General features: G+C 71.8%; 8 protein-coding genes. 5 read left to right on the top strand and 3 right to left on the bottom strand.

Annotated features, from left to right (window positions below; all coding sequences use genetic code 11):
* Positions 1-94: 94 nt before the first annotated feature.
* The 3 genes from OHA25_RS48350 to OHA25_RS48340 are packed head-to-tail and all read left to right on the top strand — an operon-like array spanning position 95 to position 5,226.
* On the top strand, positions 95-259 hold the full coding sequence (locus OHA25_RS48350; protein WP_327591154.1) for an MbtH family protein: 165 nt from the start codon (positions 95-97) through the stop codon (positions 257-259).
* A 15-nt stretch (positions 260-274) separates the two neighbouring features.
* Positions 275-2,191, top strand: a complete 1,917-nt coding sequence (locus OHA25_RS48345) for a non-ribosomal peptide synthetase (RefSeq protein ID WP_327583582.1) — start codon at positions 275-277, stop codon at positions 2,189-2,191.
* The gene (locus tag OHA25_RS48340) at positions 2,188-5,226 is read left to right on the top strand and encodes a non-ribosomal peptide synthetase (protein WP_327583581.1); all 3,039 of its coding nucleotides are present in this window, start codon (positions 2,188-2,190) and stop codon (positions 5,224-5,226) included. Before OHA25_RS48345 ends, OHA25_RS48340 begins: the two co-directional genes overlap by 4 nt.
* A gap of 18 nt (positions 5,227-5,244) precedes the next feature.
* On the opposite strand, the gene OHA25_RS48335 is transcribed toward OHA25_RS48340, so the two are convergent.
* The 3 genes from OHA25_RS48335 to OHA25_RS48325 are packed head-to-tail and all read right to left on the bottom strand — an operon-like array spanning position 5,245 to position 8,293.
* Positions 5,245-6,363, bottom strand: coding sequence for a 2-oxo acid dehydrogenase subunit E2 (locus tag OHA25_RS48335; RefSeq protein ID WP_327583580.1), 1,119 nt, complete (start codon positions 6,361-6,363; stop codon positions 5,245-5,247).
* On the bottom strand, positions 6,360-7,370 hold the full coding sequence (locus OHA25_RS48330) for an alpha-ketoacid dehydrogenase subunit beta (RefSeq protein ID WP_327583579.1): 1,011 nt from the start codon (positions 7,368-7,370) through the stop codon (positions 6,360-6,362). Before OHA25_RS48330 ends, OHA25_RS48335 begins: the two co-directional genes overlap by 4 nt.
* A gap of 5 nt (positions 7,371-7,375) precedes the next feature.
* Positions 7,376-8,293, bottom strand: coding sequence for a thiamine pyrophosphate-dependent dehydrogenase E1 component subunit alpha (locus OHA25_RS48325; protein ID WP_327583578.1), 918 nt, complete (start codon positions 8,291-8,293; stop codon positions 7,376-7,378).
* A 328-nt stretch (positions 8,294-8,621) separates the two neighbouring features.
* Between OHA25_RS48325 and OHA25_RS48320 the strand changes: the two genes are divergently transcribed.
* Positions 8,622-10,082 (top strand): condensation domain-containing protein, encoded by a 1,461-nt coding sequence (locus OHA25_RS48320; protein ID WP_327583577.1) that lies wholly within the window; start codon positions 8,622-8,624, stop codon positions 10,080-10,082.
* Between the two features lie 26 nt (positions 10,083-10,108).
* Positions 10,109-11,413, top strand: coding sequence for a condensation domain-containing protein (locus OHA25_RS48315; RefSeq protein WP_327583576.1), 1,305 nt, complete (start codon positions 10,109-10,111; stop codon positions 11,411-11,413).
* The last annotated feature ends 88 nt before the right edge of the window (positions 11,414-11,501 follow it).

Here is an 11,501-nt window from a genome sequence, read left to right as displayed (position 1 = left end):
TCGCCCCCGTGACAACCGAGGTGTTCTTCATCGTCGGGCCCGCCCCCCACACCTGCACGCTACTGGTCAACGAGGAGAACACGTGAGTGCCGAGATGCGGGTGGTCGTCAACCACGAGGAACAGTACTCCATCTGGGCCGCCGATCGAGACCTGCCGTCCGGCTGGTCCGACGCCGGGTTCGCGGGCACTCGGGAGGAGTGCCTGGCCCACATCGAGACCGTCTGGACGGACATGCGCCCGCTCAGCCTGCGAAACTGAAAGGCGATATCGACGTTGAGTGACGACACGACGCCGCCCCCGCGGGGGGCAGTGCACGGCGGAGCGGGCACGCTATGGCGGTGGCTGGACAATGCGCCCGACGCGGTGGCCGTGACCGGCTCCGACGGTCAGGTGACCTACCGGGAGCTGTACCGGCGCGTCGATGACCTCGCCGCCGTGCTGCGCAGGCACGGCGTCGGTCCCGAGGTGCCCGTGGGGCTGTGCGTGGAGCGGACCACCGGGATGCTCGTGGCGATGCTCGCCATATGGACGGCGGGCGGGGCCTATGTACCGCTGGATCCGGCGTTCCCAGCCGAACGGCTGCGGATGATGCGCCAGGATGCGGGCATCGGCCTGGTGCTGACCCAGGCGGGCGTCGATCCCGCACTGCTGGACGGCGTTCCCACCGTTCTCACGCTCTCACCCGGAGGCCGGCCGCTGAACGGGGCTCCCCTCTCGTCCGCGCGGATCCCGGCCGTGCCCCCGGCAATCCGGCCGGCCGCCGCCGCGCCGCCCCCGGCGGTCGTGGATCGGCTGGCGTACCTGATGTTCACCTCGGGGTCCACAGGTCGCCCGAAGGGGGTGGCGGTGCCGCATCGGGCCGTGGCGAACCTGCTGGAGTCATTCGCCGAACTGCTGCCGATCGGGCCGGAGGATCGGTGGCTGGCCGTCACCACGCTGTCGTTCGACATCTCGGTTCTGGAGTTGCTGCTGCCCTTGTTCACGGGAGGCCGGGTGGTGATCGCGACCACCGGGGAGGTCTCCGACGGATGGGCGCTGCGCGAACGGGCCGCCGCCGAGGGGGTCACGATCATGCAGGCGACACCGGCGGGCTGGCGCATCCTGCTGGAGTCCGGCGGAATCCCCGCGACGATCAGGACGCGGTTGTGCGGTGGTGAGGCGCTGCCCCGCGATCTCGCGGACGAACTGCTGGCGGACGGCGCCGAACTGTGGAACGTGTACGGCCCCACGGAGACCACCGTGTGGTCCACGGCCGGCCGGGTGCGGCCAGGACCTGAGGCCGTGGATCTCGGGTCGCCCATTGGGCGGACCTCGGTTCACGTGCTGAACGAGAACGGGACGCCGGTCGCCGACGGGGAGATCGGCGAGTTGCTCATCGGCGGCGCGGGGGTCGCCCGGGGATACCACGGGCTGCCCGGTCAGACGGCCGCGCGTTTCCTGCCCGACCCGTACGCCGGCACCCCTGGCGCCCGCATGTATGCCACGGGCGACCTGGCCAGAATCACGCCCGCCGGTCGGCTGGAGTACCTGGGCCGCGCCGACCAGCAGGTCAAAATCCACGGATTCCGCATCGAACTGGGCGAGATCGAGGCCACCCTGCGCGCGGCCGCCGAGGTCAAGGACGCCGCGGTCGCCGTCCGCGACGGGCGTCTGGTGGCGTATCTGGTTCCGCGAGGGCAGGCCGTCGACTGGGCGGCGCTGCGGGAACGACTGCGCGCATCGCTCCCCGACTACATGATCCCCGTCCGGCACACGACCCTGACCTCCCTGCCGCTCACGCCCAACGGCAAGCTCGACCGCGCCGCCCTGCCCTCCCCGTCGTGGACGCGCCCCGGCACGGCCGCCTTCCGGGTCCCGGCCACCGCGGTCGAGTCCGACCTCGCCGAGCTCTGGGCGGGGGTGCTCGGCGCCACTGAGCCCATCGGCGCCGACGACGACTTCTTCGAGCTCGGCGGCCACTCACTCGCCGCGACGCAGATCATCGCCAGGGTCCAGGCCAGGTACGGCCTGGAGGTGCCGATCGTCGTCCTGTTCGAGCATCCGACGATCGCCGGATTCGCCGCCCGGCTCGACGACATGGACGACGCCGATCTCAGCCTGGCCGACGTCGCCGCGCTGCGCGACGAGCTGGACGGCCTCAGCGCCGAGGAGCTCGAGGGGCTGTTCGACGATCTGGCGGCCGGGTCATGAGGGCACCGCTGTCGCCCGCGCAGGAACGGCTCTGGATGCTCCAGCGGCTGGTGCCGGGCGACGCCTCGTACACGATGTACCTGGTACGACGCCTGCGCGGCCCGCTCGACCGCGACGCGTTCACCGGCGCCCTCGGGGCGCTCGTGGCCAGGCACGAGAGCCTGCGGACCGCCTTCACTGAGGAGGACGGCACGCCCTGGGCGGTGGCCGGGCCGGTCGGCTGGGCGCCGCCCATCGAGTGGCTGGCGGCGGCCGAGGAGCAGGTGGGCGCGCTGGTCGACGAGCGTGCCAACGCCGCCTTCGACCTGGCCGCGGGCGTTCCGCTGCGGGTCGCCGTCATCGAGATCGCCCCGGACGATCACGTGCTGTGCCTGACCCTGCACCACATCCTGGCCGACGGGCACTCCCTGGAGATCATGCTCGACGACCTGGGCGAGTACTACGCCGCCGCCGTGGAGCGCCGCCCCGCCCGCCTGCCCGACCTGCGCATCCTGCCCAGCGACTACGCCCGCTGGCAGCGGCGCAGGGCGGACAAGGCCATGCCGTACTGGAGCGAGGCGCTGGCCGCGCCGCCGGTCACCGAGCTGCCCTTCGCCCGTCCCGGGGCGCGCGCGGCCGTCCGGGAGGGCGGATATCACTGGGTACGGCTGGGCGCGCGTCACCTCGCCGAAGTGGAGCGGCTGGCCCTGGCCCATCGGGCGACCCCGTTCATGGTGCTGATGGCGGCGTACCAGGCGCTGCTGTTCCGGCACAGCGGGCAGCAGGACATGCTGGTCGGCACCGTGGTCGCCGGGCGGGATCGGGTCGAGCTGGAGCGGATGGTCGGATACCTCACCCAGACCCTGCCGCTGCGCGGCGACCTGACGGGTGATCCGACGTTCGCCGAGCTGCTCGGGCGGGTCAAAAGGGTGGTGCTGGACGTGATGGGCCGGCCCGCGCCGCTGCTGGAGCGGTTGGCGCGCGGCGTCGAGACGCTGCTGCCGACCGTGTTCATCATGCAGGACTACGCCGCCGGGCAGGACCGGGTGTACGGAGGAGTCCGGGTGTCGGACCCCCAGGGAAACCACGACCAGATCGTGGTGGATCTGCTGGTGGAGGTCTGGCCGGCTGGGGACGAGCTGGCGATCTGCTTCGGGTACGACGGCGCGGTGTTCGACATCGGCGAGGTGGAGACGATCGCCGAGCGCTACCTGACGCTGCTGGCCGGGGCCGTGACCAAGCCGGACACGCCGATCTCGCGGCTTCCCGCGTGGACCGCACAGGACGAGAAGACGATGGCCGAGCTGGCCGCCGGGCCCGCCGAGCCGGTCGCGGACGGGGTGCTGGACCTGGTGGCGGACGTGGTGCGCCGGATGCCGGACGCCGTCGCCGTGCGCTGCGATGATCACGTGGTCTCGTACGCGGCTCTCTGGGACCGGGCAGGCACGCTCGCCGGCACCCTTCGGGAGAGCGGCGTCCGGGAGGGCGACGTGGTGGCCGTACGGCTGGCCCCGTCCGCCGAGGTGATCGCCGCACTGCTGGGTGTGTGGCGGGCGGGCGCCGCGTACCTTCCCTTGGACCCCGCCGACCCGTTCGCCCGGCACACAGACTCCATGGCCGCCGCGGGTGCCGCGTGGCTGATCGGCGAGGACGGCGTGCGCGCCGTGGGGGAGGGGAGCGCGGCCAAGGGGCCAGAGAAGGGAATCGCCTACGTGATGACCACGTCGGGGTCTGCCGGGCTGCCCAAGGCGGTTCTCGTCGAGCATGGTTCGGTGGCGGCCAGGGTCGGGTGGATGCGGCGAGAGTACGGCCTGGGGCCGGGGGATCATGTGGTGCAGTTCGCGTCGCTGAGCTTCGACACCCACGTCGAGGAGATCTTCCCGGCGCTCGCGTCCGGGGCGGCGGTGGTGCCGCTGCCGGACGGCCCGGCGAGCCTGCCCGATCTGCTGGCCGAGCCGGACGGACGGCGGATCACCGTGCTGGATCTTCCGACCGCGTACTGGCATCGGCTCGTCGAGTCGCCGGCTGAGGTGGCCTGGCCGCCGGCGCTGCGGCTGGTGATCCTCGGCGGTGAGCAGGCCGACGGGGCGGCGGTGGCGCGCTGGCATCGCGAGGGGCCCGGGGTCCGGCTGGTCAACACGTACGGGCCGACCGAGGCCACGGTCATCGCCACCTGGGCCGAGCTGGACGGGACCGACTCCGGCGGGCGCCCGCCGATCGGCCGGCCGCTGTCGGCCACGTCGGTGCGGGTGCTTGACCCTCGAGGCGAGCCGGTGCCGCCGGGCGCTGCGGGGGAGCTGGTGATCGGCGGCGCCGGGGTCACGCGCGGGTATGCCGGGTTGCCCGGCCGCACCGCCGCCGCCTTCGAGCCCGACCCGTACGGCGACCCCGGCACCCGGCGCCTGCGCACCGGCGACCGGGCGCGGTGGCGTTCGGACGGACTGCTGGAGTTCCTGGGCCGCCTGGACGACCAGGTCAAGGTCCGCGGCGTGCGCATCGAGCCCGGCGACGTGGAGGCCGCCCTGCGCGAGCACCCAGGCGCCGGGCAGGTGGCCGTGGCGGCGCGCGGGGAGGACCTGGTGGCTTACTTCACCGGCCCCGCCGATCCCGCCGAGCTGCGCGCGCACGCCGCGCGCAGGCTGCCGAGGGGCTTCGTGCCGACCCTGTGGTCACAGCTGGCGGAGCTGCCCCTCACCTCCCGAGGCAAGGTCGACAGGGCCGCGCTGCCCGAGCCGGACCGGGTCACCGGGACGGACCACACAGCGCCGCGCACCGACAGCGAGGCGCTGGTCGCCGAGATCTGGGCCGAGGTGCTCGGCCTCGAACGGGTCGGCGTGCTGGACGATCTGCTGGAGCTGGGCGGGCATTCGCTGATGACCACCCGGGTCGCGGCGCGGCTGCGGGCGATGCTGGAGGTGGAGGTGCCGATCCGGACCGTGTTCGGCTGCGGCACCGTGGCCGAGCTCGCCGAGGCCGTCGAGGACCTGCTCATCGAGGAGATCGACGCGATGAGTGAGGAGGAGGCGCGGCGCGCCCTGACCGGGCAGTCCGGATGACGTGCACGTCACCCCCGCTCAGGGGGCGACGGTCTTCCGCACGGCATTCAGGAACATCGCCGCCTCGCGGCCGTTGACGACGCGGTGGTCGAACGCGAGCCCGAGGGTGACCGTGGTGCGTTTCACGACGTTTCCGGTCGAGTCGAGGGCGAACTCGTGCTGCGGCGCGCACAGCGACAGCGCGCAGGTCTGCCCCGGGAACACGATCGGCACGGCGAGGAGCACGGCCGCGTCGGTGTGCAGGGTGACGACGATGTTCCCGCCCGCCAGGTCCTCCTCACGGAAGGCCCCCCGCATCGCCGTCGTCCGGTACGCCGTCAGCCGCTGCGCGATCTCCCCGAGGGACAGGCGGTCGGCGCCGCGCAGCACCGGGACGTACAGGCCATCGCCGACGTCCACGGTGACACCGACGTTCGGCGCCGACGAGGGGACCACGGCCAGTTCGCCTCCGGGCCCGTCCACCACCACCGGCTCGGCGAAGCACATCGGGAACTGCCCGTGCAGCGAGGCGACCGCCGAAACCAGCAGCTCAGGCAGGCCGATCAGCGCCCTGGCCTCTTTGCTGAGGACGCGGGCCCGGGCGATGGCGGGGCCGGCGTCCAGCTTCACGGCGGTGAAGGCGGCCGGGATCGTCTGATGGGAACGGGTGACCGCAGCGGCCACGGCCCGCTGAACGGCCGGCAGCGTCCTCGGCCGCGACGACGCGTTGTCGCCACCGGTCTCCATCAGGGTTGTCACGTCGGCGCGCCTGATCACCTTCTTCCCCAGCGCGCGGATCCGCGCCGGGTCCACGCCGTGCTCGTCGATCAGCGCCTGGGCGGGCGCGGTGATGATCGGCTCGGAGGACTCACCGTCGGTTTCACGCGCAGGGGCTTCGTGATCGGCGGCCGCCGGCGGAGGCGCCGAGTCATCGGAAATGTACGCGATCACCTCCCCGGGCACGCAGGTCGCGCCGGTCTCCGCCGTCCGCCGCAGTACGCCATCGGCCTCGGCCACCAGTTCCTCGGCCGCCTTGGAGGTCTCCAGAACCACCACCGGATCGCCCTTCAGCACCCCGGCGCCGTCCTCGGCCAGCCACTCGACCAGCAGGTACTCGGTGTCGTTGTTGTTGAGTTTGGGCACGCTCAGCTCGGTCAAGGCAAGAGCTCCTGTACGGCGCGGACGATCGCGGTGTCCCGCACCAGCACGTCACGCTCAAGATGGACGGCCGCCGGGATCACACTGGCCGCCGAGTGGACGAGGGACACCGGACGCCGCAGGCGCCCCCAGAGCCGGCTGTGCACCTGCTGCGCCACCTCGGCCCCCCAGGTGCCGCCGGCGGTGCTCTCCTCGGCGACGACCACGGCACCGGCCCGCTCCAGCAGCGGCGACAGCGGGGTCACGTCGAAGGGATACAGGCGCCGCGGCACGAGCAGCAGACAGGTGATCTCCCGCTCCAGCAGCAGCGTGCGCATCGCGGCCAGGGCCCGGTGCGCCAGCCCGCCCGGCGCGATGATCACGCAGTCCGCCTGCTCGGGATCGTCCAGGTACACCCTGGTCACCTCGCCGGCCGTGGCGGCCCGCGGCAGCACGTCGTACCGGAACAGATCGTCCGCGACCCCGCCGCCGAAGATCTGCCGGGTGTAGAGGGTCTTGTCCTCGAACAGCAGGCACGGCTCGCCGCGCGCGAGCATCTCGCCGAACAGCTCGCGATGGTCGTCGAAGGGGGACACCTCGTACACCGCGAGACCGGGTACGCCGATGAAGTGCTTCTGCAGGCTCTGGCTGTGCGTGGGTCCGTAGCCGCGGCCGCCCCCGGACGGGCATCGCACGATCAGTGGCAGCCGCAGCGGCCGGCCGTACATGGAGACCGATTTACTGGCGAAATTCACGATCTGATCGAAGGCCAGGGTCACGAAGTCGGAGAACATGATCTCGACGATGGCCTTGCCGCCCGCGAGGGCCAGGCCGCCCGCCACGCCGACGATGCCGTTCTCGCTGATCGGGGTAGCCAGCACCCGGCCGGGAAAACGGCTGGACAGCCCTTTGGTGATCTTGAATGCCCCGCCGTACGGATCGAGCACGTCCTCGCCGAGCATCCACACGGACGAATCGCCGGCGAGCACCTCGTGTAGCGCCTGGTTGAGGCTCTCCGCGACCCGCATCTCCCTCAGCCCTCCCGTGCCGACAGCGGTCGCCCGAGCACCTCACCGGCCACCACCTCGACGAACGCGCGCGCCTCCGCGTCCATGCGGGCAAAGCGAGGGGACACGGTGGCGCCCTCGCGCGGGAACCAGTCGTGGTCGCGGGCGCGCCGGATCTCCTCGGCGGAGCGGGTGTCGTCGCCCTTGCTGTGAGGCCCGAGCCGGTGCGTGGCGAACTCCACCACCAGCGGCCCCGCGCCCTCCCTGGTCCGCTCGAACAGCGGCCGCAGCCCGTCCCGGATCTCGCCTATGTCCCGCGAGCCGACGTGCAGGAACCGGCACCCGAACGCCCGCGCCCGATCCCCGATCGTGCCCGCCATCTGCGCCGACGTCGGTGTGGTCTGCGCGATCCCGTTGTTCTCGGTCACCACGACCAGCGGCAGCCGCCAGAGCGCGGCCATGTTGAGCGCCTCGTAGACGGCGCCCTGTCCCCACGTTCCGTCGCCGATGTACGCCAGCGCCAGCGCGCCCGGCTCGGCGTCCCGCAGATGCAGGGCCACGCCCGCGGCGACCGGCAGGCTCTCGCCCTGGATCCCGGTGGACAGGTAGCGGCCGGACAGAATGTGCTGACTGCCGCCCACGCCGCCGCAGACCGCGCCCTCCCGCCCGAGGATCTCCGCGAGCAACCCGTACGGGTCCCGTAATCGGGCCAGGTAGTGGCCATGCCCGCGATGATTGCTGAAGACGAAGTCCCGCTCGCCCAGCAGCGGCGCCAACGCGACCGGCACGTACTCCTGCCCCAGGCAGGTGTGGGTGGTGCCCTGTACCAGCCCTTGGCCGAACAGGTCGAGCAGCTTGCGTTCGAAGTGCCTGATCAGCAGGAGCAGCCCGAGGTCGTCATCGGACAGGTCCTCCGTGATCTCTTCCAGCAATCCTTCTGGCACGATCGGCACTCCTTGGTGGGTGTCGAGGCGGTGGGAGCGCTCCCACGAATTCTATTCGATCAGTTGGATGTCGTCAGCATCAGACGAAGAAGTTTCCAGGCTGTCAAACGTCGAGAATGAATCGTTCGGAATGGCCCGCGCCACGTGCAGGGATCGCCTACCGTCCCGGTCGGATCACATTGGGCTGCGGCGAAGGGCAAGAAGGAGATCTTGACCTGCTCGGAGGCGAAACCTAGCCTCTTTTGGGAGCGTTCCCAAAAGGCGCCCGCACCACATTCCGCCGGCGAACGCGCGAGCCGGAGACGCTGCCGATCAACGAGGAGGGCTCGTGAGCCCCGAGATGAGGGTGGTCGCCGACCATCAAGAGCAGGGCACGGCCGAGCGCGAGGAACTGCGGCGGCGCCTGGCCGCGCTGCCCGCCGAACGCCGCGCTGCGCTGCGCCGGTCGCTGCTCGGCGGCCAGGAGAAGCGGACCTGGCCGCTGTCCACCGGGCAGGAGCGGCTGTGGTTCCTGCAACGCTTCGACACTGACGACTGCGCTTATCACATCACGTGGCCGGTAAGGCTGCGCGGCCCCATCGACGAGACTGGTCTCGCCGCGGCGTTCACCGTGATCGCCGCCAGGCACGAGGTGCTGCGCACCCGCTTCGTCCTGGACGGCGACCTGCCCGCCCAGGTCGTGGACGAGCCCCGCGAAGTGCGGCTGGACCACCTGGATCCCGCCTGCTCCGACATCGAGCCGGCGATCGCCGCTTACGCCGGGCGGCCGTTCGACCTCGTGGCGGCCCCCGCATGGCGGGCGGGGCTGCTGCGCCTGGCCGCCGACGACGCCGTCCTGTGCATCGTGCTGCACCACATCGTGGTCGACCACTGGTCGCTCGACGTGCTGATGCGCGAGCTCGGCGAATGCTACCGCGCCCACCGGGAAGGCCGTCCTCCGATGCTGGACGAGCTGCCCACGCAGTACCGCGACTTCGCCGTGACGGAGCGGCGGCGAGCCGAGGAGGACCGGGACCATCTGGACTACTGGATCGAGCGGCTCGCCGGAGCGCCGCCGCTCGACCTGCCCCTCGACCGCCCTCGCCCCGCCCGCTGGACCGGCCGCGGCGCCAAGGCCGGCGTGGCCGTGCCGGACGCGGATGTCACCCGCCTGGAACTCATCGCGCGCGCCCACCGGGCCACCCCGTTCATGGCCCTGCTCGCCGCGTGGCAGGTCACGCTGGGTGCGGCCGCCGGGCAGGACGACTTCTGCGTAGGCGTGCCCGTGGTCGGCCGGGACCGGCCCGAGCTGGCCCCGCTGATCGGCTACTTCTCCACCACGCTCGTCGCGCGGGCCGACCTTTCGGGGGATCCGCCCTTCGGCGAGCTGCTGCGGCGTACCCGAATCAGCACCCTGAAGGCCCTCGCCCACGGCGGTACGTCCTTGGATCGCATCCTCGGCGCACTCCGGGTGCCCCGCGACCTGAGCCGTCCGCCGCTGTACCAGGCGATGTTCAACCTCACCCACAACCTGCCCACCGGAGACTTGCTCCGTACCGAGTTGGGGGACCTGGCCGTGGAGGTGTATCCACAGCCTGACCTGGGCCGGGCCCGGGTGGAGGTGTCCCTTGACGTGTACCGGGGGCCCGAGGGGATCGGCGGCTGGCTGGAGTACTCGACCGACCTGTTCGACGCCGCCACCGCGCACCGGCTGGCGGATGCCTTCGCGCGCGTGGTGACGCGCGCGGGCGGCGACCCGGGTCTGCGGCTGTCTGAACTGGGAGCCGCGGACTGGAAAGTCCGGAGTTAGGGGTGTCTGAGAGCCGAAGGAATGTCATGCAGCTTTCGGTGGACTTCGCCGCCGACCGTTCCGGCACGGCGGAGCTCGCGTGGGGACAGCGGGACATCTGGACGGCCATCCAGCGGGTGGGGCCGGACGCGCGCTACTTCAACGTGCCCCGGCTGCTCGCAGTCCCGCGCGCGGGCGGGCCGCGCCATCCCTCGGCCGTGGCGGCCGCCCTGGCCGAGGTGATGCGCCGGCATGACGCCCTGCGATCCCTGGTACGGCTCGGCGTGGCCGGGCCGTATCAGGAGGTGGCGGCGGCCGGGACCCTGTCGATCGAGATGGTTGAGTCGGCACGCGGCGACGTGGACGATGCCGCGGCGGAACTTGTCGCCCGCCTGGCCGGACGAACATTCGGCGACGGCGAGCAGCCGCTGCGCGCCGGACTCGTGGTCTGCGACGGCGCCGTCACTCACGTTGCGCTCGTGATCAATCATGTCGTCGCGGACTGGCGCGCGGCCGACGTCGTGGTGCGCGACCTGCGGATGCTGCTGCTCCGCGGAGTGATCGCGCGGCCGCCGTCGTCGCAGGTGCTCGACCTGGTACGGGAGGAGGAGGCGGCATCGGCCCGTTCGGACCGGGCGATCGCGCAGTGGGAGGCGCTTCTTCGGACGGTACCGTCCTCCATGTTTCCCACCGTTGTCGGGAGCGGCACGACGCCTAAGTTCGCGCGGGCCGTGCTGTCGTCGCCCCGGCTCAACCACGCCGCACACGTGCTCGCCCGCGGTACCGGCGTCAGCACGGCCACGGTCCTGCTGGTGGCGGTCGCCATGCTGCTGCGCGAGCTGACCGGGCATGAAGTGTGCGCGATCACCCCGATCGTGCACAACCGCTTCAGCGACCGAACCCGGGACCTGGTCAGCAGCCTGAACCAGCTGGGACTGTTCACCCTGGGCCCGTGCGGAAGCCTTTCCGAGACCCTGGTGAGCGCCTATCCGGCGGTTCTCGCGTCTTACCGGCGCGCCCGCTTCGACTCGCTGGCCCTGCATGCGATGGTCGACCGAATGAGCGCCGACCGGGGCGTCCCCATGTTCCCGTTGTGCTGCTTCAACGACCTGCGCCCCGGCGAGGATCCAGGCGGCGCCGACCACGCGGACGGGGAGTCCGAACTGGAGTGGCTGCCCGGCATGTACCGGCGCAGCTGCGACTTCTGCGTGGCCCTGATGCGCTGGAAGGGCACGCTCGGCGTGGAACTGAGCGCCGACACCACCCGCCTGCCCGAGGGCGAGATGGCCGCCCTGCTGCACCGGCTGGAGGCCTTCGTGGTCGGCTCGGCTCGCCGGGAATGCGCCACATGAGTCAAACGAGATCTTGAGAGATCGTCGTAGGCAGCACACTTCGACCTCGCTACGGCTGGACACAGTCCCGGCCACGAGGGCGGAAGTG

Origin of the sequence: Nonomuraea sp. NBC_00507 (genome assembly GCF_036013525.1) — a bacterium.
GTDB lineage: Bacteria > Actinomycetota > Actinomycetes > Streptosporangiales > Streptosporangiaceae > Nonomuraea.
Note: the sequence above shows the minus strand (reverse complement) of the source record. Positions and strands in the feature narration are given on the sequence as shown.

What these genes read in the sequence shown, in the direction of transcription:
- OHA25_RS48315 (WP_327583576.1), top strand. Translation starts at nt 10,109, where the DNA reads ATGCAGCTTTCGGTGGACTTCGCCGCCGACCGTTCCGGCACGGCGGAG.
- OHA25_RS48350 (WP_327591154.1), top strand. Translation starts at nt 95, where the DNA reads ATGCGGGTGGTCGTCAACCACGAGGAACAGTACTCCATCTGGGCCGCC.
- OHA25_RS48330 (WP_327583579.1), bottom strand. Translation starts at nt 7,370, where the DNA reads ATGCGGGTCGCGGAGAGCCTCAACCAGGCGCTACACGAGGTGCTCGCC.
- OHA25_RS48340 (WP_327583581.1), top strand. Translation starts at nt 2,188, where the DNA reads ATGAGGGCACCGCTGTCGCCCGCGCAGGAACGGCTCTGGATGCTCCAG.